Genomic DNA, 23,989 nt, shown 5'->3' with positions numbered 1-23,989 from the left:
CCGAACCGCTAATTTAGCCTTAAGCCGATATTTTGCATTTTATTAATATTGTTTTCAATTTTTCGGCGCAGCCTTTCAACACTATCGCCACGTTGCGCGTTCTATCGACGTGAGGAAACGGCGGATCGAGAAAAGACAGAAGACCGCCGCTTCATCTGGTGTTTCAGTGTCGGGTTGCCCAAGAACGACTGTGCCGTTCCTGCCCGATGCCTTCGAGCGGAGTATTGCGTATGCATGAAGCTGGCCTGACCGTTCTGGTCGTAGACGACGAACCGATCCTGAGATTCACTCTTGCCGATGCGCTGGAAGAGGCGGGTTATACCGTTCTGGAAGCGTCCAACGTTCTGGAGGCCGTGGCCGTCATCGGCAAGGTGCCCCAGATTTCTGCCGTCATCACCGACATCGATATGCCCGGCGGCCTGTCCGGTCTGGATCTGGTGCGGATGCTCGAAACCTGCCAGGAGCATATTTCGATCATTGTCACCTCCGGGGGGCATGCACCGGACGCGCTGGATTTGCCGTCCGACGTTCGCTTCTTCAGTAAGCCCTACCATTTCGACGACATCTTCTTTGCGCTCCGCGCTGCCATCTCCAGCAAGGCGAAGTCCAAAAAAAAGCGTAGCGTCCGCGTTGCCGGGTTGCAGTTCACACATCCCTGAACGCAAAAACGCCGAAGTTTCCTCCGGCGTTCAATGAGATCAAGCGCTTTATCAGGCCGCGCGCAACAAGATCAGGCTGCGGCCTTCGGCGGTGTAAGTCTCGCCATTGGCAATGGCGTTGCTTGGTGCATCCGGGTCTGCGGTCGTCAGCTCCGTCATCCAGCCGTGATCGGCATCCGGCAGTTTGAACTCCACCGCGCCATCATGCGGATTGAACAGAACCAGCACGTCCTGCCATCCGTCTGCTTCGTCCTGATCGTCACGCGTCAGGCGAAGACCGAGCGAGGTGCAGCCGAGATCGTCCCACTGTTCCTGCGTCTGTTCCCCGCCACCCGGGTTCAGCCATGTGGCGTGGGTGCTGTCGCGCCAGCTTTCGCGTCTGAGGATCGAATGGGACTGTCGCAATTCGATCAGGCGCGATGTGAAGCTGCGCAGGGCTTCAGCGCTTTCCGGCAGGTTTTCCCAGTGAACCCAGCTGACTTCGCTGTCCTGGCAATAGCCGTTGTTGTTGCCCATCTGACTACGACCGAATTCATCGCCCGCCAACAGCATCGGTGTCCCGTGTGAGAGAAGAAGGGTGGCAAGGAAGTTGCGCTTTTGCCGGTCGCGAACGGCGTTGATATCCTGATCGTCCGTCGGACCTTCGACACCATAGTTGAAGCTGCGGTTGTCGCCGTGGCCATCCTTGTTGTCCTCGCCATTCGCGTCATTGTGCTTCTCGTTGTAGGACACGAGGTCGTTCAGCGTGAAGCCGTCATGCGCGGTGATGAAGTTGACGCTGGACCACGGTCTGCGGCCACGAAGGTCGTAGACATCGCTGGAGCCGAGGACGCGGGCGGCAAAATCACCAGCGGTGCCGTCTTCGTCCTTCCAATATTCACGCACCGTATCGCGGTACTTGTCGTTCCATTCCGCCCAGCCGGGAGGAAAACCGCCGACCTGATAGCCGCCAGGGCCGATGTCCCAAGGCTCGCCAACCAGTTTCAGCTTGGAAAGAACCGGGTCCTGACCCACGGCATCGAAAAAGCCGCTGCGCTGGTCGAAACCTTCAGGCTCGCGGCCAAGAATAGTGCCGAGATCGAAGCGGAAGCCATCGATATGCATGTCTTCGGCCCAGTAGCGCAGCGAATCCGTGACCAGTTGCAGCACACGCGGGTGCGAGGTGTTGACGGTGTTACCGGTGCCGGTGTCGTTGATGTAAAAACGCGGCTGGTCAGGCATAGTGCGGTAGTATGAGAAATTGTCGATGCCCTTGAAGGAAAGGGTCGGTCCAAGCTCGTTGCCTTCAGCGGTGTGGTTATAGACCACGTCGAGAATGACCTCGATGCCGCCATCATGAAACGCCCTGACCATATCGCGGAAGCCAGCCATGCCACGCGGGCCATAATAACGCGATGCGGGGGAGAAGAAGCCGAGGGAATTGTAGCCCCAGAAATTCTTCAGCCCTTTTTCCAGGAGATGCGAGTCATCCGGAAAGGAATGGATCGGCAACAGTTCGACGGAGGTTACGCCGAGGCTCTTGATGTAATCGACGATCTGCTTGTCGCCCAGACCCTCATAGGTTCCGCGCAGGTTTTCCGGCACGCCGGGGTGTAGCTGGGTAAAGCCCTTGACGTGGGTTTCGTAGAAAATCGTCTTCGACCAAGGGACGTTGGGCTTCTTGTCGTTGGCCCAGTCATAATCATTGGGATCGATGACGCGGCACTTCGGCATCTTGCCGGCGCTGTCGCTCTCATCGAAGGAAAGGTCCTTGTCTTCGGCGTCCAGCTTGTAGCCGAACTGCTCGGTGCCCCATTCGATATCGCCCACCAGTTCACGGGCGTATGGGTCGACCAGCAGCTTGTTGGGATTGAAGCGATGGCCCTTTTCCGGGTCGTATGCGCCATGCACGCGGTAACCATAGAGCGCGCCGGGCTTCAGGCCGGGAATATAGCCGTGCCAGATTTCGTTGGTGAATTCCGGCAACGTGATGCGGTCGATCTCGTTTTTACCGCTCTCATCGAAGAGGCACAATTCAACCCGTTCGGCATGGGCGCTGAAGATTGCGAAATTGACACCATCACCATCGAAATTGGCGCCAAGGCGGGTGAAGTCGCCGGGCAAAATGCTGGAACCGAACTGGGCCATAGATATCCTCTTAGCTGATTGGGGCAGTGGGAAATGTGGTGGCCTGTCATTTGTTCCGCAGCGCAAAAAAATGGCTCGCGAGATCCAAGTCTTGCGAGCCATTCAGTTCGTCTTATGCGCTGCTTTTACTTGGAAACAATCCGCATGCGCTTGTTGTCCGTCGTTGGCCATCCGATATCCTTCAATGTGTCTGCAGGCAGGGCTTCAAGGGCACGCAGGTTCTGTCTGCGGCGCCATAATGCGTGCAGTGCACGGCCTGTTTCTACAAGGCGGGATAACCAGTGGAATGACTGCAGCGAAGCCCGTGATGGGCGCCTGGCGTGGGTGGTGATCATGGTCATGTCGTATCTCCTTTCATGCTCCATGTTTGGTTTCAGACGAGAGTGATATGCGCTCAGTGCGATCATCAATCAATTGAATGATTGTCATGCCATCCATGACTTATTGTGATGCTTTTCGGCGCCACCGTCTGGCTTGGATTTGAGGATGAGACATTGTTGACATTCAATCAAACGAAATGATATCGTCTTATCGATCAGAAAAATTGAAGGCATCCGCCATGACAGTTTCCTTCCGCCAGCCGCTGCCTTTGTTGGACAACGACATCCTGCGCACCTTTGTCGCGATTGCCGAAACCGGCAATTTCTCCACTGCTGCCGAGGTGGTGTTTCGAACACCGTCGGCGGTATCCATGCAGATCAAGAAGCTAGAAGAGCAGTTGAAGACGACGCTGTTCCTGCGCGATGCGCGCTCGGTCACATTGACCGCTCATGGCGAGACGCTTTTGACCTATGCGCGCCGCATGATCGCCCTGTCCAATGAGGCGGTGTCACGTTTCGTGATGCCGGAACTATCAGGTGTCGTCAGGCTGGGTGCACCGGAAGACATCGGTGAGCGTGGGCTGCTGCCTGGCATTCTCAAGCGGTTTGCGGAAGCCTTTCCGGCCATCATGGTGGATGTAACCATCGATTCCAGCTCGCAGCTTTACAAGCGCATGGATGAGCATCGGCTAGATCTGGCGCTGGTCAATTGCGCGTCGCTGCCTATGCGCAATACCGGTGAGGTGCTGATGCGCGAGCGGCTGGTGTGGACGGGCGCGAAGTGCGGCACGGCCCATCTGCGTGATCCCCTGCCGATTTCGATCTGGGAAGATGGCTGCATCTGGCGCTCGGAAGCCATCAATTCGCTGGAAAAGCAAAATCGCCGTTTCCGCGTCGCTTATCTCAGCGGCCACACCATGGCGCAAAAGGCGGCCATCGAGGCCGATCTTGCGATCGCGCCTTTGCCGCGTTCCTACGTGCAGAATGACATGGTTATTCTGGGCGAAAAAGATGGGCTGCCGGAGCTTGGCTGCTTCGATATCCGCCTCATTCTGGCGGATAAGCCGTCGCGTCCGGTTCAGGCGGTGGCAGACAGCATCCGCAATGCCTTCCGCGATGTGGCACAGCCGCTTTGAGATCGATAACTTATTTTTGAACGACCGCGGAACCCGTTTGGATTTCCTGCGTTTTATGTGCGCAATTTAGATCATCGTCTGCATTATTGACGCAGACACAAGGGGAGTTTCCACGCATGTCGACACGTTTCTTCGCAAGCATTGCTGCTGTTTTTATCGCTCTCATTTCCCTCAGCTCCTGCGGTAACACGATCCGCGGCGTTGGCAAGGATGTAGCAGGCACCGTAGACGGCACGCAGGCTGCCGGACGAAGCGTAGATCGCGCAGCGCGCCGCTAAACAAAATATTTGGCATCTGCCAAGATCAAAAAGAAGCTGGCGAATCTTTCGCCGGCTTTTTTGTTGTAACGAGATTTTCATGCGGGCATTTGTAAAAACAGCACACTGTGAAATGTGAGCCATATTCTCGTCGCCCTCCGGCAGTTTATCTTGCCAGACAGAATCTCGCTGATTCACGAGGACCGATGAGAAAATTCATTCGATATCTGCTGCCGTTTTTGTTTTCCACCGCAGCCAATGCGTCTGAACTGCCGAGCTATTGTCAGGCGCTCGACCATATGGGCGGCCGCTATACGGTGTGCAGTTTTGATCCGAAGAAAAACGATATCAGGCTTTATCAGTGGGATTATATTGCCGGAAAGCCTTACGGCTCCTTCGAGGCGCTTTCTTCGTCGCTCTGGCGCCAGCACAGCTTCGTCATCTTCGCCATGAATGGCGGCATGTATCACCGCGATCTGTCGCCGGTGGGACTGCATATAGAGAATGGCGTGGAAAAGAATGCCATCAGCACCGGCGGCGGGTGGGGCAATTTCCACATGCAGCCCAATGGCGTCTTCTTTCTGAAGGGCCAGACGGCAGGCGTGCTGGAAACCAGCGCTTATCTCAACGCTAATCTCAGACCGGATTTGGCCACGCAATCAGGTCCGATGCTGGTGATAGACGGCGAATTGCATCCGCGGTTTCTGCCGCAGAGCGACAGCCTCAACACCCGCAACGGTGTCGGCGTCTCTGACGATGGTGTCGTGCATTTCGCGATCTCGGAAAATGCGGTGCGCTTCTACGATTTTGCCACGCTGTTCCGTGATCGGCTGCATGTGAAGAATGCGCTTTATCTGGATGGCAGCATTTCCAGCGTGGATATTCCCGCTGCCAAACGCCGCGACTCCTGGCACCCCATGGGGCCAATCATCGCGGTGGTCGAGCGTGTGCCGGATTAAAGCAGGCGATCCTTAGATCGGTGCTTTCGGATAGGCCTTTTCCAGACCGCCGGACTTCATCAGGCCGTTGCGAAATGCGTTGAAGGCCGCATGCTGGCTGCTCTTGGAGACTTCGTGCAGGCGGATCTGCATGCGGGCCGGGGCATGTTCGCCAAACCACTCACCGCATTTTTCCAGCTTCAGCGTGTTGAGAAACCGTGCCTGCGACTGTTGATCCAGAAACAGATGCAGTCCTTCCAGCAGGTTTTCGTCCTGAAGGGCGTTTTCCAGCAGCAGGGTCAGCCAGGACTGATCCTCGGCATTCAAGGATGCGATCTTGGTCGCGACCGTTTCGCGGTCAGGGAAGGAAGAAGCATTTGCCTGCATGATATCTCACCGCTCTAGCGTGTTGGTTTTCGCCCGATAATGCAGATGCGAGACACGTTCAAGACGGTGAAAAGCCCGTCTACCAAAAACTGTGAAATTGCGGGCGTTTATACACATCTCAGGCACTTATGGTGAACCAAATCTAACCACGTTTACACTTTGGTCCAAATTGAGACGGAGCCTGTGGATAGCCTGTCCCGATATGGTCATCTAACCTATTGTTTTTTATTGCACCTATGCACGCAGTGAATGGCAGGTGGGCGAATACGCCTTGCTTTAGCCGTTTTTAGCAATTGCCTTTGTCACGAGTTTTTAATAAATGGTTCACCCACTGGGCCGACGGAAGAGCGGCCTGGAGAGTGAACACGCTGGAGTAATCATGGAAGAAACCGCACAGAAATCCTGCTGGGCAGTAACAATACGCGCTCTTGCAGGCTTTGCCGCTTTTCTCGCTTTGACATACATTTTTGGCAGCCCGTAAAAATCTCTCTTAAAAGTTTTCAGATATGGCAGCACGGTTTCCCCAAGAAACCGTGCTGTTTTCATTTGCGCCTGAAATATGCCCAGAAAAGGCTTTGCCGCATGTCGCAGTCGGCGTAATTCATGCCCATATTTGATATGGCGCATTTGCGCCTTTCAGATAAACTGGCGCCATAAGTCTATACATAGGGCAGGATACACATGTTTCTTTCGGTCTTCGACGTCTTCAAGATCGGTATCGGACCTTCCAGTTCGCACACGATGGGACCGATGTCCGCGGCGAACCGCTTTCTCGAAACCATCCTGTCAGACGAATGGCCACGGCCTTCCGGTGCTGCGGTTTCCGCCATCAAGGTCAGCCTGCATGGCTCGCTTGCTTTCACCGGCATTGGCCACGGCTCTGGCCGTGCGGTTATCCTCGGTTTGACGGGCGAGCGCCCTGACCGTGTCGATCCCGATGCGATGGACGGCCTTGTTGCCGATGTCGAAGCCTCGGGCCGCGTAACACCGCCCGGCCACCCGACGTACATTTTCCGCCCCGCAGAAGATTTGATCTTCGACAAAAAGAACCCGCTGCCGGGCCATGCCAATGGCATGACCTTCTCTGCTTATGACAATCAGGGACGCATGCTGCTCAAGCGCATCTATTATTCTGTCGGCGGCGGTTTTGTCGTGACCGATACCGAGCTCGAGGCGATGAAACAGCGCGGCAAGACCGTGGATAACGGACCGAAGGTTCCTTATCCCTTCGCCAGCGCCAAGCAGATGCTGGAGATGGCAAACAGTTCTGGGCGCACCATTTCGCAAATGAAGCGCGCCAATGAAGAAACCGTCATGTCACGGCAGGAACTGGATGACCGGTTGGACCAGATTTGGGATGCGATGAATGGCTGCATCGAGCGTGGACTGAAAGGCGAGGGTATCATGCCCGGTGGCCTCAAGGTCAAACGCCGTGCGCGCTCCATACATGACAAGCTGAATGCCGAATGGCGCAGCAACCGGCTCAACCCGGTTCTGGCGAATGACTGGCTGAGCGTTTACGCCATGGCCGTGAACGAAGAAAATGCTTCTGGCGGCCGTGTCGTGACTGCGCCTACCAATGGTGCGGCGGGCGTCGTGCCTGCCACCGTTCGTTATTTCCGCCATTTCCATGAGGATGCGTCGGTTGACGATATCAGGGACTTCCTGCTGACGGCGGCAGCCATTGGCGGCATCATCAAGCACAATGCCTCCATCTCCGGCGCCGAAGTCGGCTGTCAGGGCGAAGTCGGATCTGCTGCTGCCATGGCGGCGGCGGGTCTTGCCGCTGTGATGGGCGGTTCCCCGGCACAGGTGGAAAACGCGGCTGAAATCGCACTTGAGCATCACCTTGGCATGACCTGCGATCCCATTGCCGGTCTGGTTCAGGTACCGTGCATCGAGCGGAATGCTCTTGGTGCCGTCAAGGCCGTTACCGCAGCGTCGCTGGCGCTGAAGGGTGATGGTGAGCATTTCGTGCCGCTCGATGCCTGCATCGAAACTATGCGCCAGACCGGCAACGACATGAGCGAGAAATACAAGGAAACCTCCACCGGCGGTCTTGCCGTGAATGTGGTGGAGTGTTGAACAGCGCAACTTATCCACGCTTGACGGAAGAGCCAAAACGGCCTTGATAGCGCCATGGCTCTTCATCTTATCAAGCTTTGTGTTGGCGCTGACTCCATCGAGGATTTGCGCGAGTGGGTTTCCAACCGGTGCCTGACCGCCATTGCGGCAGGGCTGGAGCCGCACAGTGTGCACACCACGCGCATGTTTCCCAAACGGACGGAGGAGTTGCTGGATGGCGGCTCGCTCTATTGGGTCATCAAAGGCCAGGTGCAGGCCCGCCAGTCGCTTCTCGATATTCGCTCGTTCAAAGGTGAAGACGGCATCAGCCGCTGCGATCTGGTGCTTGGGCCGGAGGTCATCGAAACCTCGCCTGCGCCCAAGAGACCGTTTCAGGGATGGCGTTACCTGAACGCGGAAGAAGCCCCGCGTGATCTCGGTGGCAACGGCCTGTCCGACGACATGCCATCAGACCTTCGCCGCGAACTCGCCGAACTTGGCCTGCTCTAACCAGCAAAACTCCAGACAAAAAAAGAGCCGGTTCCGGGGCAACGGAACCGGCCCGTGGCACGGTCAACATCGGGGACGGGGTGACCTGACCGGCCAATAACTCGGTAGAGAGGGGCGGGGGAGACGCCGCCCGCCTGATTATTCCTTGATACCTGCAACGGCGCTGACGTTACGGCCATCCTGAATTTTGACCCAGCGACCCGGATTGGCGCTGTCCTGACGCTTGAGGTAGGTATATTCGGTCTCGGACCAGTCCATGACCTTGTTGCGCAGGTTGTCGAGAATGAAGTCGCCGCGATCAGTACGCACGGTCAGAACCGCGTGGCCGGAACCGTTTGGCTGAAGAACGACCGTGATCAGCAGGTCGGATGGCGAGATGCCCTTGTTCATCAACATCTTGCGCTTCAGGAGAACATAGTCCTCACAATCGCCAACCGTCGTTGGGTATGCCCAGCGTTCTTCAACGCCGTAGATTTCCATATCTGTCATTGGCGTGATCGTGGTGTTGACCGTGTAGTTCACGTCCAGGATCATCTTCCAGTTTTCTTCCGTCAGTCTCAGTGGGCCACGGTCGCCGGATGTCGGCTGGCATTCGCTCTGATAGGTCTGGCAGAATTCGTAGTGACCAATCGGTGGATTGGCTTTACCCATGATGCGCATGGCTGCTGCTGGAGATGCTTCTGCTTGGCCCGCAAATGCACCTGCGATCATTGCTGCAATCATAAATCCGAAACGGCTGATGTTTTTCATTTCTTGTCTCCCCGTTGTGAGGAGAAGAATGCCATCGATATTTTGAGCGGCGGCAAATAACGGCGCTCAAATTCGAGGTAAAATTTAGGAAAAACAACGCTTTATTTGAGTTTGTTTTGATCTGTATTTGAAGAAAATTTGATTAGAATTTTATCGTTTCGATTATGATTTCTCGGGGTTATAGGTGTTCAAGTTGCTGTTTTTAATTGGTTATGTCGGCGCTTTGGTTAATGCGTGAGGCCGCTTTTGGTGGGTGCGTACTAGTTTAAACTATTCTTTGACTATACTTAAGTTCATCGAACCCGGCCTACTGTAGTCCTAACTCAACCAAAGAGTGCTGAAATCTATCTGTGATTGTGTGTATTTGATCTTTTTAGGGCGATTTTTTTTCGTCATTTTTCTGAAATTTCTTCGTTTTCCCAAGATGGCACAGGTTTTTTCTGTGATTTTTCTGCGGGAGACGAGCGAAATCGGGAAGCGAGCGGTGCCCAAGGTGAATTTCGGGCACAAAAAAACCGGCTAACGCGAGGCGCTGCCGGTTGTCGGTGGCGAAGTCAGAATGACGGTATCAGAGAAACTCGATCAGCGCATCGCGAGACTGCACGGCATCGAATTCGATGGCCACGCCTTCCATGAAGTGACGCACGATGCGACCGGCCATGTTGCCGAGACGCACATTGCTGCCCATGGCAGGGCGGATTTCCGTTTCGACGGCTGCGCCAGATAGCGAAAGGTCGATGATGCGGCATGGCACGATATTGCCATCGCTCAACATCAGATCGGCGAGTGGATTGCGCGGCGTCAGACGGTCATGGCGGCGGTCTTCGGGAAGGCCGAGCGCGTGACGCTTGGCAATCCAGGCCAGCTGTGCAGCCAGTTTCTCACGCTTGCGCTCCGTCGCCATGATGGCGATGGTGAAGCCATCGGCGGTCAGCGCTTTGACGACGCCTTCGACACGACCGATATGCTGCAGATAGGCAATGATGCGGTCGCCATTTCTGGGACGCACGAAGCAGGTGATGCGGGCTGTTTCCGCTGTCATTTCATGTGCTGCGCAATCATACTCATCCTGCGACGGCACCATCAACCTGCCACTCAAAGCTACGGGCAAAACCTCCGCAGGAGGTGTCTCCACGGAACGAGCGGCAAAAGCGACGGTGGTCGAGCGAGATGAGAACATGGGCGGCACAATAAAGAGGAATAATCGCTCTTCTTTACAGCGCCCGAGTTAACAGACCGTTCCGCCGAAAGCTGCGAATATTCACACTTGATCTCATAACGATACGTGCGATGCCGATGGGCGGTTTGTCGCTATTCCATTGACCGCATCATCGCAAGGTTCTTCCAGCAACTGACTGCGTGTCAGTGCCAGCGGCTTGAAGGGCTGGCCGAAGTCCGCAAGCGGCGGATCGGAGACGAGAGCGCCCAGAAGCCGCGGCGGAAAATGCGGCTCGGCCTCCAGCGGCAGAAGCAGCATTTCGAATTCCTGCGCGGCATGGCCGCTCTCGCTTTCCGCCCATAGATCGAAGATGACGGGGCGTTCATGCTGCATCACCCCATGGGCGATGCGACAGGCATAATGGGCTGCATCCGGTTGCCAGATCATTGAAAAGGCCGTGTCGCGCAGCTCGCAGCCGAAAAGATTGTAGAGCCGCGTTCCCGTCAGGCGAAACACCGGCGCGTCTTCGCCGGTGTCAGTCAGCACGAAAAGGTCGGGCAGGACGTGGCGAATATGCGAAGGATCGATCTCACTGCGCAAAGGGGCTGCGCGATTGCCGCGTAAATCGTTCCAGTAGGAGTAAATCTCCAGGCTTGCGTTTGTCTTCATGACACGGTCTCCGAGCCCGCAGGGGTTATGTATCATTTCGATACAGAGCCACGTTCATTTGCGGTGCTTAAAGATATCCATGCGATTTCCATGCCACGCGCTTGCGCAATGACAATCCGTAAGGGCCTGTTAAGTTGCAGCAGCAGTCACGTCTCGGCGCTTCTTTTTCGCGCAACGTTACTATATTGCTCACAGCATACATGCGGAACGCTACGGGAAGGAAAGCTTGCTTATGACGCACAATGAAGGCGGATTGCCGGAAGCCGAAGAGGAAGCCCGTCCCGAGGTTGCGCAGAAATCGCCGGTTTTCAACCTGCCTGGCGCACTTGTTGCCGTTCTCGGCTTCATGATCGTTGTGCACCTCGTTGCGACCTATGTGCTCTCAGATGATGGTTATGGCTGGTTTATCTTCACTTTCGGCTTCATTCCGCTGCGTTACGCCACCGCCCTTTCCGAGCAGGGGCTGGAATGGCTTTGGACGCCCGTTACCTACTCGTTTTTGCATGGTGGCATCGAACATATTCTGTTTAACGGTCTGTGGCTGATGGCCTTTGGCGCGCCGGTGCTGCGTCGAATCGGGACGATGCGTTTCAGTTTGCTCTGGTGCATTTCAGCCGCCGTTGCCGCATTCGGCCATGCATTCCTGCATTGGGGCGATGTCACGGTGCTGATCGGCGCGTCCGGCGTGGTCTCCGCGCTCATGGGTGCGGCCTGCCGCTTTGTGTTTCCATCGCAGGGCGGTCGATATCATCCCGCCGTGGGGCATCTTCTGCCACGCCAGAGCATTCTTCAATCCCTGTCGAACCGCACCGTCCTCATCTTCACGCTGATGTGGCTGCTGGGCAATGTGCTGATTGCCTTCGGCATTCCGCTGGTGGGTGATGTGGGCGGCGAAGTGGCGTGGGACGCGCATATTTTCGGCTTCCTGCTGGGCTTTCTGTTCTTCGCACTCTTCGACCGCAACCCGGTCGGGCGCCGATAGGTTTTCGCGAAGCTACTCAATCGATTGAAGTATTTGGGCGGTCGGAAACATATTGCTTTCCGCTGAGCGCTGGAGCACCATTGCCTTCCAGATTGATCGCGCACCCGTGGAGGAGACATGGCGCGGGATCAAAAGACCAGTCTGACACGGAGGGAAATATGCCGATATTTGTGAAAGAACTGCTCGATCTCAAGGGCCGCGATGTCGTAACCGTCGGGCCTGATATGTCGCTGGGAGATGCGGCAATAACGCTGCACGAAAACCGAATCGGTGCTGTCGTGGTGACCGATGACAAGGGTGCTATTCTCGGCATCTTTACAGAACGCGATCTCGTCAAAGCCATCGCGGCGCAAGCCGCCGCAGCCTTGCAGGCCAAAGTGTCTGACGTCATGACCAAGAATGTCACCCGCTGTCACGAGGGTTCCAGCACGGATGATCTGATGGAACTCATGACTGGTGGCCGCTTCCGCCATCTGCCGGTGGAAGCAGATGGCCGTTTGGTCGGCATCATCTCAATTGGTGACGTGGTGAAAGCGCGCATCAGCGAAGTAGAGGCTGAAGCGGAGCATATCAAGGCTTATATCGCGGGGTAGGGTTGCCCCTGACGTGGCGGAGCAATTACGCCTCAAAAACCTGCTGCATCCGCTTCAATTCCGGAATCCGCGACCGGGTTTCCTCATATCCGCGCTCGATGGATTCAGCCGCACGGTGGAATTCCGACAGGCCGATGTGGTTGATACGAGGGTGCAGCGTCAAATCCGGTGGGTCGCCTGCGAGGCGTGAGCGGGAAATTCTGTCCTGAATGATGTTGAAAGCCTGCACCATCACACCCGGAAGTCCAACGCGTGAGGATGCTTCTGTTGGAGCCTTTGCTGTCGTGTCGAGGCTAGCGGTGCCTGCGCCATGCTTGACCACGGCGGAGCGCCCAAAAATATCGTAGTTGAGGTTCACGGCCACCACCAGCGCCTGTTCATAGGCACGGCAGACGGAGACGGGAACGGGGTTGACCAGCGCGCCATCGATCAGGGTTCTGCCGTTGCAGCGCACGGGTTCGAAAATTCCGGGCAGAGCGTAGGACGAGCGAAGGGCGGTAATCAGATCGCCCTGATGCACCCATACCTCATGGCCGGTTTTGAGTTCGGTCGCGACGGCGATGAAGGGGTGTTCCAGGTCTTCGATATTGAGGCCGACGAGGTGTTCCTGCATGCGCTTGGTCAGCCGCATTCCGCCAAACAAGCCGCCACCGCCAATCGTCAGGTCCAGCAGCCCGGCAATGCGGCGCATGGTAAGCGAGCGGGCGAAATCTTCGAGTTCATCCAGCTTGCCAGCGAGATAGCAGCCCCCGACCAGCGCGCCGATGGAGGTGCCCGCGATCATGCCGATCTTGACGCCTGCCTCATCCAGAGCGCGCAAAACGCCGATGTGAGCCCATCCACGGGCAGCCCCGCCGCCCAGCGCCAGCGCAATTCGGTTCGAAGCGATTTTCGGCATGGGAGATGGCGCCTGCTGTTCGACCTTCTCCAAAGTCGTTGCCGTCGCCGGATTTTCGCGGTTCAGTCCCCAACCCAACATTCTTCTGCTCCCAAGTGCTATGCGGACATTCAAGGAGAGATTCTGCCTTTTTAAGGCATGCATCGCTCCAAGGTGTCAGTCGACCTCCCGACCCCTGTCATATTGGTAGCAAAAGGATAAAGAACCGGAAAGATCAGTCTTTCGGGTGCGAGTGCCCGGCATCCGCCCCGTAGGTCTCGGCAGGATTGAAATGCCTGAAGTCATCGGTAATCGTCGTCACTGCCTTGCCGTCTTCAAGCGAAACGGTGCGGTAGAAGCAGGAGCGACGCCCGGTGTGGCAGGTCGCATCATGGCCCGCTACCGATACTTTGAGCCAGATGGCGTCCTGATCGCAATCGGTGCGGATTTCCCGCACGGTCTGGAGATTGCCAGAGGTTTCGCCCTTCTTCCAAATCTTGTCGCGTGAGCGGCTGTAATAATGCGCAATGCCTGTTTCCAGCGTCAGTGTCAGCGCCTGCGCATTCATATGCGCGATCATCAACAACTCGCCGTCCTTGATGTCGGTCACGACTGCGGTGACGAGGCCGTGCGCATCGAATTTGGGCGTAAACAGACCGGCAGATTCAAGCTCTTCCTTGTCCGCAGGGACGGGCGGAAATGTCGAAGACATGGAAACCTCTGATGAGACGGGCAAAGCACTGCCGTGGCTAAAATCAAAAAGAGCGGCTAGCGCCGCCCTGTCAGACCGGTCTGATCTCAGCGATTGTAGACCATGGTCATGAAGCGGGCCTGCTGGGCAGGCTCGGACTTGAAGGTGCCGGAGAAGCTGGTGGTCAAGGTGGTGGAACCCTGCTTCTGTACACCGCGCATGGACATGCACATATGCTCGGCATCGATCATGACAGCCACGCCACGCGGCTTCAGCGTCGTTTCGATGGCCTGTGCGATCTGCGCGGTCATGGTTTCCTGCGTTTGCAGGCGGCGACCATAGATTTCGACTACGCGGGCGATCTTGGAAAGGCCTAGAACGCGGCCAGCTGGCAGGTAGGCAACATGTGCCTTGCCAACGATTGGGACCATGTGGTGTTCGCAATGGGAGTAGAACGGAATGTCACGCACGAGAATGATGTCGTCATAGCCGCCGACTTCCTCGAACGTCGTGCCGAGAACGTCGCTGGCATTCAGCTCGTATCCGCCGAAGAGTTCGCGGTAGGATTTGGCAACGCGTTTGGGCGTATCGAGCAGGCCTTCGCGTTCGGGATTGTCACCCGCCCAGCGAAGCAGTACGCGCACGGCGTCTTCGGCTTCAGCCTGCGTAGGGCGCTGGTCTGCTGCACCGTTGGGTGTGCCTGCACCGGGGAAATTCTTCACGATTGCATCCATCTCTTGGGTCTCCCGATGCGGTTGAAATGCCGCATCTGAACTTGGTTACGGCATGACTTATAAAGATGCCGCGCCTGCTATCTGGTTGTTTTCAGGCAATTTGGCAAGTCTGTCATCACTTTTTCAACGCGCCATGATTAAATTTGCCGCACCTTGATGACGTCGGTGTCTCATAACATATAATGATGATAGCGCTCAGAAAAGCTTTGCCACTGATGACGCAGTGTTTGAAAATTCAATCCTGCGCGGACGGACGATCACATGGATGACATCTACAACAACCGCATTCTGGAATTCGCAGGCAACATTCCCCTGACCGGCGCCATGCCGGATGCGGATGCCAGCGTGCAGAAACATTCCAAGCTCTGCGGCTCCAAGGTCAAGGTCTACATCAAGCTGCGCGACGGCGTGGTGACGGATTTCTCTCACGAAGTTCGCGCCTGCGCGCTTGGGCAGGCCTCCTCATCTATCATGGCCCATCATGTCATCGGCGCGACCGCCGGCGAAGTGCGTCAGGCGCGCTCCGATATGCTGGCGATGCTGACGGCGGGAGGCGAGGGGCCGGAAGGACGCTTCGAGGACATGCGCATTCTCAAGCCCGTCAAGGACTACAAGGCCCGCCACGCCTCCACCATGCTGACCTTCGACGCCATCTGCGACTGTCTCGACCAGATCGAGGCAGACCAGCCGCTTTCGGCTTGAGCCGTGTGTAACGACCCGAACTGCCACCATTCCGATAAGACTCCGAAAACCCGCAACTGGTCCGGTCCCTTTGCCAAGACACCGGGCCGTCTTCTCGGCATGGGTTTGATCCGCTTCTATCAACTCGCCTTTTCCGGCTTCGTCGGCAATTCCTGCCGCCATATTCCCACCTGTTCCGAATATGGCTATGAGGCCTTTGCACGACATGGCTTCTGGGCAGGCGGCTGGCTGACCCTATTTCGCGTCGCACGCTGCGGACCGGGTGGCACCAGCGGGCTTGATCCGGTCGTGGAAAAGTTGGACGATACATATGTCTGGTGGGCACCATGGTCCTACTGGAGGCGGGCCAGAAAACAAGCTGACACAGGGGGATGAACCACATGCCTATGCCGATGGAGTACCGTCAGGCGTCGGTGGATTTCGACCGGTTCATGGAAGACCTGAAAGAGGTTTCCATGCTGAGCACATCGCATCAGGCCTACACGATGTTACAGGCAGTGCTTCAGGTGTTTCGCCGCAGATTGACGGTGCAACAGGCATTGGACTTTGCGAACGTATTGCCGCCAGTTCTGCGGGCTATCTTCGTCAGCGATTGGGACGTCAGCGAAGATACGCGTGCATTCGGCTCCGAAACCGGAATGATGATCGAAGTTCGAGAGCTGCGCTACAACCATAATCTCTCGACCGATTCTGCCATTCAGGATGTAGCAGAAGCGTTGGGTCGGAACGTAGACCCGGATGCTTTCAATCGAACCCTGTCGAAGCTGCCGCAGGAAGCCCGGGCGTTCTGGCGGGTGCCTGCGCTTTCTTAAAATTCTTTACTCAGCGCGGATTCCGCATTATCACCCGCGCGTTCACATTCCGGCTTTCGCCGGTCAACACACCACCCGCATTCGTTGGCGGGACTGGACAGGAGATTATTATGTCAGACGCTGTTTCCCTTACATTTCCCGATGGCTCCGTTCGCCAGTATGCCCCCGGCACGACTGGACGCGATGTTGCCGAATCCATTTCCAAGTCGCTTGCAAAGAAGGCCGTCGCGATTGCGCTGGATGGCACTGTGCGCGACCTTTCTGACACTATCGTCGATGGCAAGATCGAGATCGTCACCCGTGACGACAGCAGAGCTCTGGAACTGATCCGCCACGATGCCGCTCACGTCATGGCCGAGGCCGTGCAGGAATTGTGGCCCGGCACACAGGTCACCATCGGCCCGGTCATCGAAAACGGTTTCTATTACGATTTCGCCAAGAACGAGCCCTTCACGCCGGAAGATCTGCCGAAGATCGAAAAGAAGATGAAGGAGATCATCGGTCGGTCCAAGCCATTCACGCGCGAAATCTGGTCGCGCGAAAAAGCCAAGGAAGTTTTTGCCGCCAAGGGTGAGAACTACAAGGTCGAACTCGTGGATGCCATTCCCGAGGGGCAGGACCTTAAGATTTATTATCAGGGCGATTGGTTCGACCTTTGCCGTGGCCCGCATATGGCGAACACCGGACAGATCGGCACGGCCTTCAAGCTGATGAAGGTTGCCGGTGCCTATTGGCGTGGCGATAGCAATAACCCGATGCTGACCCGCATCTACGGCACCGCATGGGCCACGCAGGAAGAGCTGGACCAGTATCTCCACATTCTGGCCGAAGCCGAAAAGCGCGATCACCGGAAGCTCGGCCGCGAAATGGACCTGTTCCATTTTCAGGAAGAAGGTCCGGGCGTGGTCTTCTGGCATGGCAAGGGCTGGCGCATGTTCCAGACCTTGACGGCCTATATGCGCCGTCAGTTGGAAGGCACCTATCAGGAAGTCAACGCGCCGCAGGTGCTGGACGCTTCGCTGTGGGAAACTTCCGGTCACTGGGGCTGGTATCAGGAAAACATGTTCGCCGTAAAATCGGCCTATGCCTTCACCCATCCGAAGGACGAGGAAGCGGATAACCGCGTTTTCGCCTTGAAGCCGATGAACTGCCCCGGCCACGTTCAAATCTTCAAGCACGGGTTGAAGTCTTACCGAGAACTGCCTGTTCGCCTTGCGGAATTCGGCAACGTTCACCGCTACGAAGCTTCCGGCGCGCTGCATGGCCTGATGCGCGTTCGCGGCTTTACGCAGGACGATGCGCACGTCTTCTGCACGGAAGAGCAGATGGCGGCGGAATGCTTGCGCATCAACGACCTCATCCTGTCGGTTTACAAGGACTTCGGCTTCGACGAAATCGTCGTCAAGTTGTCCACGCGCCCTGAAAAGCGCGTCGGTTCCGACGACGTCTGGGATCGCGCCGAAAGCGTCATGACCGATGTTTTGAAGTCCATCGAGGATCAGTCCGAAGGCCGCATCAAGACCGACATTCTGCCGGGCGAGGGCGCGTTCTATGGTCCGAAATTCGAGTACACGCTGAAAGATGCCATCGGTCGCGAATGGCAGTGCGGAACGACGCAGGTCGACTTCAACCTGCCGGAACGCTTCGGTGCCTTCTACATCGATCAGGCCTCGGAAAAGCGTCAGCCAGTCATGATTCACCGCGCCATCTGCGGTTCGATGGAGCGTTTCCTCGGCATTCTCATCGAGAACTTCGCCGGTCACATGCCGCTGTGGTTCGCCCCCCTGCAGGTCGTCGTCGCCACCATTACATCGGATGCTGACGATTACGGTCGCGAAGTGGCAGAAGCCCTGCGCGACGCGGGCCTTTTGGTCGAAACCGATTTCCGCAACGAAAAGATCAACTACAAGGTCCGCGAACACTCGGTCACCAAGGTCCCGGTCATCATCGTCTGCGGCAAGAAGGAAGCCGAAGAACGCACCGTCAACATCCGCCGCCTGGGCTCGCAAGCCCAGACATCCTATGCGCTGGACGAGGCGATTGCCAACCTCGTGGATGAGGCGACGCCTCCGGACGTGAAGCGCAAGCGCGCGGCGAAGGCTGCGAAGGCAAAAGCTGGGTAGCTGAGGCGATGCCTCACTCTCAAAGTGGTCCTCGGGCGCGCCCGAGGACACACTACCGGGCGATTTGGATCGTTCAAACTTTGGAAGTGCTGACGCGTCCGGCTCGGACGGCGGCTGCGAGACGCTTTCTTATTTCCAGAAAGAAATCTTTGGGTACGTTTCCGTAGTCGCAGCGAGAGGGATTGTTTGGTAGTGGTTTGATACGGTCTGAAGGCCACTCGAACCGATTTACCTCACTCAGTCGGACGTAATTGATTTCCTCGTCCAAACCTATTGCTTTGCAGATGTCTTCGGGTATCTGTAATGATTGGTCTTCTTCCCCGATATCTGGGTAGGAGTGAGTAATGGGAACAACCGTTACAATACCTGTTTCACTCGAGGCCAGAACGATGGCGCAGGGTCGCTCTTTTTTCAAATGGTTTCTGTGCCAAGTGTAATCGAACCGGATGACGAGACCCGGAGTTGGGTCTGGCAGGGTCACTTGGATATTACGCCATACTCTGCGTTTTCAATCTCATTGAGCAGTTTGTCATCGATCTCGCTAACATGAAGTACTTGGACTTCACGTCGCTTAAGACGGTTAAAATGCTCGAGTTCGGCTGCGCTAATGTACGCGCCGACGACACGGCTGTGCGACGTGACCTCGATCACTCCGGCCTCATGCACTGCTTCACGAATTCGTCCAAAGTGGCGAGAGAAATCTGATGCGGGTATTTGGAGCGCTGAGCCCATAATCTATCTCCTTACTGATCTAGAAATTACGTATTTTACGTAATTATGTCAATGCGGAGGTTTTATTCTTGCGATAGGGGGTCACAGGAGGGCAGAGAACAACCAGAACGACAGCTCAGCCCTACTCAAAATCCCCAGTCGTCTCTTCCGGCGCCTGATCCTTCATCAGCACTTCAACATCCGAGTCCTGGCCACCAGCGACCTTGAACGTGCGCTGGTAGACCTTGTCCTTGTTGCGGGCGATGGCTGTGTATTCACCATCAGCCAGCACCATTGTGGAAAACGCGCTGACGCTTTCGTTGACGATATCGCCGGAGCCGGTCAGGACCGACCATGCGGTGTCGGCAATGGCTTCGCCGCCATGTTCGGATACGAGTTTGAGCGTGACCTGCGCCGCATGGTGCTGGAGCGTCGCTTCTGTGAGCTTGCCTGCTTCCACCTGAATATCGGCGCGCACGACGGCGTTGATGCCGCCATATTCGGATACGACGTGGTAGGTGCCTGCATTGAGGCGGATGACGGTGTTGGGTTTGACATCCGACATGACCAGACGGCGCTCGCCATCTTCCTGCGTGTCGGAGGAGTAGACCGAGAACTTAAGCTGGTTGGGCGAGATGCGTTTGTCCGCGCCAGCCACCGCGTTCAAGACAAAGCCACCGGCATCGAGGATCAGCACCTGTTTGTCGATTTTGCCGCTGGTCGGTATGTTCAGCTTTTTGGTCACGCCCGCGCGGCCGAAGGAGACGTTGACGAAATATTCGCCGGGAGACAGATGAAATTCCGCCGAGCCGCCATCTGAGCTTGCCAGCATGGGCAGCTTGCCGTCCGAACCCGGAATGGGGCTGAACACGCGCCACGCCAGGCCTTCCATCATCGGTTCGCCATCATTTGTAAGTTTTGCTTCCATCACGACATCGCGGGATTTCGTTTCCTGCACGTCGGGCGCGATGGGGGCGCTAAAGGCGTTCAGCTTGGGCATTTTCGGCGTGCCGCCAAGCTGTTTGAATTCCTTGAAGGCATCCTGCGAGAAGGCAACGCCATGCGGCACGACACTGGAAATCAGCGCCACGCAAAGGCCAGCCGCAAATTTGATGGACGTCATTTCTCTCAACCGGATTGACTTCTTGTTTTTCTGGGACCACTTCAAACGCAATGCCGTGGCTATTTCAAGGCCCTTAATTTCATATGTACGACAATGGAACGGTTCTGACATGAAAGACAATATCACGCTCATCGATTATCTGAATGTACGCCGCTCGACACCGGCGCTGCAACTGGCCGAACCGGGCCCGGACCGCGCCGAAATCGAGGAGATATTGCGTCTGACGGTACGCGTGCCTGACCACGGAAAGATCGCGCCATGGCGCTTCATCGTTTACCGCGGCGAAGAGCGCAAGCGGCTGGGCGAGGCGAGTTTGAAGCGCGCGCTGGAAAAAACACCGCAGCTTGGCCCGGACCAGCAGGAAGTGGAACGCACGCGCTTTACCCGTGCACCTGTTGTCATCGCAGTCGTCAGCACGGCAGCGCCGCATGTCAAAATCCCGGAATGGGAACAGGTCATGTCCGCTGGTGCGGTTTGCCTCAACATGCTGTTCGCGGCCAATGCCAATGGTTATGCCGCCAACTGGCTGACGGAGTGGGTGTCATACGACGAAGCCCTCTGGCCCGACCTCGGTCTCAAGGCGGGTGAGAAGGTTGCTGGCTTTATCCATATCGGTTCCACGACATTCCCTGCTGTGGAGCGTCCGCGCCCGGAGCTTGCCGATGTCGTATCATGGGTGGGTGAAGCCTGATGTTTTACGCCACCGACAGCAATCTTCACGGCCTGCCGCATGATCCCTTTAAGGCCATCGTCGCGCCGCGCCCCATCGGCTGGATCGGCTCGAAGGGCAGGGACGGCTCGCTCAATCTCTCGCCCTATTCCTTTTTCAATGCCGTTTCCGATACACCCAAATTGGTGATGTTCTCTTCCAGCGGCCAGAAGGACAGCCTGCGCAATGTGCAGGAAAGCGGCGTTTTCACCGCAAGTCTCGTCAGCCGCCATCTGGTCGAGCAGATGAATGCTTCGTCCGCCCCGGTTGCCTATGACGTCAATGAGTTCGACATCGCCGGGCTGACCGCACAGGCGGGCGAACTGGTGGATGCACCCTTTGTGGCGGAGGCCTATGCCGCGCTGGAATGCCGGGTCACGCAGATCATCCGCCCTGTGGATGTGGATGGTGTGGAGGCGCAAAGCTGGGTCGTGTTCGGGCAGGTCGTCGGCATCCATCTGGATGAAGCTGTCATTGAAGACGGTCGCATCGATATGGCTCGCGCCCGTCCTATCGCGCGCATGGGTTACCGCGATTATTGCGACGGCGGTGTGGACGTCTTCCAGCTCGCAAGGCCGGGCGCACGCGGATCCTGATGTCTCCAGGCGGTTAATTTATATGGTGAACCAAACGTAAACCTTTTGCCCCTAGTGTCGCCGATGGGTGGCAGGGGCAAAAAACTCGCATGTGAGTCGGTCCCCGCCGAAACAGTCGGTATTGTCTGTTGTTGGGGCGCGCAGGGTGATCGTAAAAGCATTTCTTCGTTGGTCTGAAAAGGCCGGATCGAGCGACCGGTCCAAGGCGGCTACCGCGCTGGCGCAGGCCTATCTGCAATCCTCCCTGCCGCAGGACCGTCACGATAGCGCCTATGACGCGATGACCTATCTGCTGGATGATCCATCGCCAAAGGTGCGTCTTGCGCTTGCTGAAACGCTTGCCTTTTCGACGGAAGCGCCGCGCGCCATCATTTTCTGCCTGGCGCAGGATCAGCCCGAAATCGCCTGCCTCGTCATCATCCATTCGCCTGTGTTGCGGGAAACCGATCTGGTTGATCTCGTCGGTAATGGCACCGCGATCACCCGCGCCATGATCGCCGCTCGTCCCTCGCTGGAGGCTGGCGCTTGCGCTGCCCTCGCCGAAATCGGTGAGGTTCTGGAGCTTTCGGTGCTGCTGGAAAACCGCAGCGCCTGCATAACACCCTTTACCTTGCGACGTGTTGCCGAGCGTTTCGCTGATGATGCGGAAATCCGTGATCTGCTGCTGCAGCGCGATGATTTGCCGGCGGACGTACGCTACGCCATCGTCGGGCATATCGGTGCCGCCCTGGCGACGTCCCATCTCGTTTGCTATGCCATGACACCCATGCGGGCCCACGGTGTTATTCGCGAAGCCTATGAAGCGGCCACCGTGGTCATTGCCGGTGATGTTACGGCTGAAGCCATGCCGATGCTGGTCGAACATTTGCGCGAAAGGGGCGATCTGACGCCCGCTTTTCTGATGAACACACTCTGCTCCGGCAAACTGGATTTCTTCGCGCAGGCCATCTCCAATCTCTCCGGTCTTGTCGAACGACAGGTCCGCTCCATCCTCGCAACCGGACGGCATCACGCCCTGAAGGCACTGTTCCATTCCGCCGGTCTGTTCGGCGCAGTGCTGGATATCTTCATGGAAGCGACGTTGCTGTGGCGCGATGTTGTGGAGACGCCTTATTCAAACCCGGTTGCTGACCTGTCTTCCGGCCTGCTGGCAAAATTCGCCCATGTCGATGGTGATGCAACGATGCGCGAGCTTCTGCATATGGTCGAAAAATTGCAGATGTCGCAACACAGACAGCGTGCCCGTTCTCTTGCCAGCGATCTTGTTGCGGAAGCGGCTTAATCGTCATAGCCGCCTACCGTCACCCGCATCGAGTGCGGGATGGCGAAGAGGAGGGTGCAGCGCCGCCAAAACATCTGGCGACCCTAATCTCACTTCGTAAAACGTCGGGCGATCCACGAATAGCTGTCTTCCACCATGCGCACCGGCTTGCCCAGCACTTCCTTCACGCCTTCGGTGGAGGGCAAAATTCTGCGCACGCGGGTTATGGCCCGCTGGGTCAGCGTCTGCTCTTCCTGTGCTTCCAGAGCGGGTGTCGTGGCCGTAGCATCCGGCGTCTGGCTGTCTGTCTTGGCCGTTTCCGTTTTCGGCGTTTCCGGTGTCTGGCAGACCGCAACGACGACAGGATAGGATGCGTTGGCGAAATTGCCCAGCTGCTTTTCCGATTCGGCATCGCAAAGCTCTATGCTCGTCCAGCGCTGCTGCAACGTTGCGATATGCTGGCAATCGGTTGCGGTGTCATCGCAGCCGAGAATGGTCATCAAAACAAGCGCTGTTCTCATTGTCGCTCTGTTGCCTCTGGCAGGGAAAGTGTCTTACAAGCCGCAATGATCTAGCGGAATTGCAGTCTTATTGCGACGCGGAACTCCGCATTCACAAAAATAAACGGGAACCAGCATGCCAGTCTCCATCACCCTTGAAAGCCCACGCCAGCCCGAGATCATTCGTCTTCTGGAGATGTCGGATGCCTATGCTGCGTCGCTTTATCCGCCAGAAAGCAACCATCTGGTCGATATCACCACGCTGGAAAAGCCGAATGTTTCCTTCTTCGTGGCCCGAAATGATGGAGAGATCGTTGGCTGCTGCGCGCTTGTCGAGGCGGGTGATGGCACGGCAGAAATCAAGCGCATGTTCGTTGATCCGCAAGCCCGTGGCCTGAAAATCGGCAGGTTGATGCTGGAGGCCTTGGTGGAGTTTGGGCGGCAGCATGGCGTCACGGCCATTCGTCTGGAAACCGGCATCAGCCAACCGGAAGCCATCGGTCTGTACCATAAGGCGGGTTTCGTGGATATCGAACCCTTTCCGCCTTACAAGCCGGATCCGCTCAGCCTATTCATGGAACTCAAGCTCTGAGTTCTGA

The 23,989-nt window shown here is 56.7% G+C and carries 29 protein-coding genes; 16 read left to right on the top strand and 13 right to left on the bottom strand.

Features of this window, described 5'->3' with window-relative positions; all coding sequences use genetic code 11:
• Positions 1-230 precede the first annotated feature (230 nt).
• The gene (locus ABUK73_RS02955; protein WP_353575951.1) at positions 231-659 is read left to right on the top strand and encodes a response regulator; all 429 of its coding nucleotides are present in this window, start codon (positions 231-233) and stop codon (positions 657-659) included.
• A gap of 51 nt (positions 660-710) precedes the next feature.
• Here ABUK73_RS02955 and glgX read toward each other — a convergent pair whose 3' ends face one another.
• Together glgX and ABUK73_RS02945 are read right to left on the bottom strand one after the other, a co-directional pair.
• On the bottom strand, positions 711-2,786 hold the full coding sequence (gene glgX / locus ABUK73_RS02950) for a glycogen debranching protein GlgX (RefSeq protein ID WP_353575950.1): 2,076 nt from the start codon (positions 2,784-2,786) through the stop codon (positions 711-713).
• Positions 2,787-2,911: 125 nt separating this feature from the next.
• On the bottom strand, positions 2,912-3,127 hold the full coding sequence (locus tag ABUK73_RS02945; RefSeq protein ID WP_113087947.1) for a DUF1127 domain-containing protein: 216 nt from the start codon (positions 3,125-3,127) through the stop codon (positions 2,912-2,914).
• Between the two features lie 176 nt (positions 3,128-3,303).
• Here ABUK73_RS02945 and ABUK73_RS02940 point away from each other — a divergent pair, with 176 nt between their 5' ends.
• The 3 genes from ABUK73_RS02940 to ABUK73_RS02930 all read left to right on the top strand — a co-directional run bounded on the left by ABUK73_RS02940 (position 3,304) and on the right by ABUK73_RS02930 (position 5,458).
• Positions 3,304-4,242, top strand: coding sequence for a LysR family transcriptional regulator (locus ABUK73_RS02940; protein WP_353575949.1), 939 nt, complete (start codon positions 3,304-3,306; stop codon positions 4,240-4,242).
• A 116-nt stretch (positions 4,243-4,358) separates the two neighbouring features.
• Positions 4,359-4,520 (top strand): entericidin domain-containing protein, encoded by a 162-nt coding sequence (locus ABUK73_RS02935; protein WP_113087718.1) that lies wholly within the window; start codon positions 4,359-4,361, stop codon positions 4,518-4,520.
• A 185-nt stretch (positions 4,521-4,705) separates the two neighbouring features.
• The gene (locus ABUK73_RS02930; RefSeq protein WP_353575948.1) at positions 4,706-5,458 is read left to right on the top strand and encodes a phosphodiester glycosidase family protein; all 753 of its coding nucleotides are present in this window, start codon (positions 4,706-4,708) and stop codon (positions 5,456-5,458) included.
• A gap of 12 nt (positions 5,459-5,470) precedes the next feature.
• Here the strand turns inward: ABUK73_RS02930 and ABUK73_RS02925 are convergent, their stop codons facing one another.
• Both ABUK73_RS02925 and ABUK73_RS02920 read right to left on the bottom strand, forming a co-directional pair.
• The gene (locus tag ABUK73_RS02925; RefSeq protein ID WP_353575947.1) at positions 5,471-5,824 is read right to left on the bottom strand and encodes a hypothetical protein; all 354 of its coding nucleotides are present in this window, start codon (positions 5,822-5,824) and stop codon (positions 5,471-5,473) included.
• Positions 5,825-6,148: 324 nt separating this feature from the next.
• Positions 6,149-6,451 (bottom strand): hypothetical protein, encoded by a 303-nt coding sequence (locus ABUK73_RS02920; protein WP_162727756.1) that lies wholly within the window; start codon positions 6,449-6,451, stop codon positions 6,149-6,151.
• Between the two features lie 54 nt (positions 6,452-6,505).
• On the opposite strand from ABUK73_RS02920, the gene ABUK73_RS02915 reads away from it, so the two are divergent.
• Positions 6,506-7,909, top strand: a complete 1,404-nt coding sequence (locus ABUK73_RS02915; RefSeq protein ID WP_113087715.1) for an L-serine ammonia-lyase — start codon at positions 6,506-6,508, stop codon at positions 7,907-7,909.
• 54 nt (positions 7,910-7,963) lie between these two features.
• A complete protein-coding gene (locus ABUK73_RS02910) occupies positions 7,964-8,398 on the top strand; it encodes a DUF1489 family protein (protein ID WP_113087714.1) in 435 nt (144 codons plus the stop codon).
• 138 nt (positions 8,399-8,536) lie between these two features.
• Here ABUK73_RS02910 and ABUK73_RS02905 read toward each other — a convergent pair whose 3' ends face one another.
• From ABUK73_RS02905 to ABUK73_RS02895, 3 genes are all read right to left on the bottom strand, one after another.
• Positions 8,537-9,148 (bottom strand): transglutaminase-like cysteine peptidase, encoded by a 612-nt coding sequence (locus ABUK73_RS02905; RefSeq protein ID WP_113087713.1) that lies wholly within the window; start codon positions 9,146-9,148, stop codon positions 8,537-8,539.
• A gap of 568 nt (positions 9,149-9,716) precedes the next feature.
• On the bottom strand, positions 9,717-10,328 hold the full coding sequence (locus ABUK73_RS02900; RefSeq protein ID WP_353575946.1) for a PilZ domain-containing protein: 612 nt from the start codon (positions 10,326-10,328) through the stop codon (positions 9,717-9,719).
• Positions 10,329-10,421: 93 nt separating this feature from the next.
• Entirely contained in the window at positions 10,422-10,976 is a 555-nt protein-coding gene (locus ABUK73_RS02895) for a PAS domain-containing protein (protein ID WP_353575945.1), read from the bottom strand.
• A 232-nt stretch (positions 10,977-11,208) separates the two neighbouring features.
• Here ABUK73_RS02895 and ABUK73_RS02890 point away from each other — a divergent pair, with 232 nt between their 5' ends.
• Together ABUK73_RS02890 and ABUK73_RS02885 are read left to right on the top strand one after the other, a co-directional pair.
• A complete protein-coding gene (locus ABUK73_RS02890; protein WP_353575944.1) occupies positions 11,209-11,958 on the top strand; it encodes a rhomboid family intramembrane serine protease in 750 nt (249 codons plus the stop codon).
• Positions 11,959-12,116: 158 nt separating this feature from the next.
• A complete protein-coding gene (locus ABUK73_RS02885; protein WP_353575943.1) occupies positions 12,117-12,551 on the top strand; it encodes a CBS domain-containing protein in 435 nt (144 codons plus the stop codon).
• Between the two features lie 25 nt (positions 12,552-12,576).
• Here the strand turns inward: ABUK73_RS02885 and ABUK73_RS02880 are convergent, their stop codons facing one another.
• The 3 genes from ABUK73_RS02880 to folE all read right to left on the bottom strand — a co-directional run bounded on the left by ABUK73_RS02880 (position 12,577) and on the right by folE (position 14,853).
• On the bottom strand, positions 12,577-13,530 hold the full coding sequence (locus tag ABUK73_RS02880) for a patatin-like phospholipase family protein (protein WP_353575942.1): 954 nt from the start codon (positions 13,528-13,530) through the stop codon (positions 12,577-12,579).
• 133 nt (positions 13,531-13,663) lie between these two features.
• Positions 13,664-14,140 (bottom strand): phosphoribosyl-AMP cyclohydrolase, encoded by a 477-nt coding sequence (gene hisI / locus ABUK73_RS02875; protein ID WP_353575941.1) that lies wholly within the window; start codon positions 14,138-14,140, stop codon positions 13,664-13,666.
• 86 nt (positions 14,141-14,226) lie between these two features.
• A complete protein-coding gene (gene folE, locus ABUK73_RS02870; protein ID WP_113087706.1) occupies positions 14,227-14,853 on the bottom strand; it encodes a GTP cyclohydrolase I FolE in 627 nt (208 codons plus the stop codon).
• A gap of 261 nt (positions 14,854-15,114) precedes the next feature.
• Between folE and ABUK73_RS02865 the strand changes: the two genes are divergently transcribed.
• The 4 genes from ABUK73_RS02865 (at position 15,115) to thrS (ending at position 18,490) form a co-directional block, all read left to right on the top strand.
• A complete protein-coding gene (locus tag ABUK73_RS02865; protein ID WP_353575940.1) occupies positions 15,115-15,555 on the top strand; it encodes an iron-sulfur cluster assembly scaffold protein in 441 nt (146 codons plus the stop codon).
• A 3-nt stretch (positions 15,556-15,558) separates the two neighbouring features.
• Entirely contained in the window at positions 15,559-15,930 is a 372-nt protein-coding gene (yidD, locus tag ABUK73_RS02860; RefSeq protein ID WP_353575939.1) for a membrane protein insertion efficiency factor YidD, read from the top strand.
• Positions 15,927-16,367 carry a DUF2267 domain-containing protein gene (locus ABUK73_RS02855; protein WP_353575938.1) on the top strand — a complete coding sequence of 147 codons (441 nt, stop codon included), beginning with the start codon at positions 15,927-15,929 and terminating at the stop codon, positions 16,365-16,367. Before yidD ends, ABUK73_RS02855 begins: the two co-directional genes overlap by 4 nt.
• 110 nt (positions 16,368-16,477) lie before the next feature.
• A complete protein-coding gene (gene thrS, locus ABUK73_RS02850; protein ID WP_353575937.1) occupies positions 16,478-18,490 on the top strand; it encodes a threonine--tRNA ligase in 2,013 nt (670 codons plus the stop codon).
• Positions 18,491-18,967: 477 nt separating this feature from the next.
• Here thrS and ABUK73_RS02845 read toward each other — a convergent pair whose 3' ends face one another.
• Both ABUK73_RS02845 and ABUK73_RS02840 read right to left on the bottom strand, forming a co-directional pair.
• On the bottom strand, positions 18,968-19,222 hold the full coding sequence (locus tag ABUK73_RS02845) for a type II toxin-antitoxin system prevent-host-death family antitoxin (protein ID WP_353575936.1): 255 nt from the start codon (positions 19,220-19,222) through the stop codon (positions 18,968-18,970).
• A 121-nt stretch (positions 19,223-19,343) separates the two neighbouring features.
• The gene (locus tag ABUK73_RS02840; protein WP_353575935.1) at positions 19,344-20,324 is read right to left on the bottom strand and encodes a hypothetical protein; all 981 of its coding nucleotides are present in this window, start codon (positions 20,322-20,324) and stop codon (positions 19,344-19,346) included.
• Positions 20,325-20,433: 109 nt separating this feature from the next.
• On the opposite strand from ABUK73_RS02840, the gene ABUK73_RS02835 reads away from it, so the two are divergent.
• The 3 genes from ABUK73_RS02835 (at position 20,434) to ABUK73_RS02825 (ending at position 22,911) form a co-directional block, all read left to right on the top strand.
• Positions 20,434-21,015, top strand: a complete 582-nt coding sequence (locus ABUK73_RS02835) for a nitroreductase family protein (protein WP_353575934.1) — start codon at positions 20,434-20,436, stop codon at positions 21,013-21,015.
• A complete protein-coding gene (locus tag ABUK73_RS02830; RefSeq protein ID WP_353575933.1) occupies positions 21,015-21,629 on the top strand; it encodes a flavin reductase family protein in 615 nt (204 codons plus the stop codon). The genes ABUK73_RS02835 and ABUK73_RS02830 overlap by 1 nt, the downstream gene beginning before the upstream one ends.
• Positions 21,630-21,774: 145 nt before the next feature.
• Positions 21,775-22,911 carry a DUF2336 domain-containing protein gene (locus tag ABUK73_RS02825; protein ID WP_353575932.1) on the top strand — a complete coding sequence of 379 codons (1,137 nt, stop codon included), beginning with the start codon at positions 21,775-21,777 and terminating at the stop codon, positions 22,909-22,911.
• Between the two features lie 89 nt (positions 22,912-23,000).
• Here ABUK73_RS02825 and ABUK73_RS02820 read toward each other — a convergent pair whose 3' ends face one another.
• Positions 23,001-23,411, bottom strand: coding sequence for a hypothetical protein (locus ABUK73_RS02820; protein ID WP_353575931.1), 411 nt, complete (start codon positions 23,409-23,411; stop codon positions 23,001-23,003).
• Positions 23,412-23,526: 115 nt separating this feature from the next.
• Here ABUK73_RS02820 and ABUK73_RS02815 point away from each other — a divergent pair, with 115 nt between their 5' ends.
• Positions 23,527-23,982: a GNAT family N-acetyltransferase gene (locus ABUK73_RS02815; RefSeq protein ID WP_353575930.1), complete on the top strand. Its 456-nt coding sequence runs from the start codon at positions 23,527-23,529 to the stop codon at positions 23,980-23,982.
• The last annotated feature ends 7 nt before the right edge of the window (positions 23,983-23,989 follow it).

The sequence above is a fragment of the Agrobacterium vacciniicorymbosi genome, assembly GCF_040427045.1.
Lineage (GTDB): Bacteria > Pseudomonadota > Alphaproteobacteria > Rhizobiales > Rhizobiaceae > Agrobacterium.
Note: the sequence above shows the minus strand (reverse complement) of the source record. Positions and strands in the feature narration are given on the sequence as shown.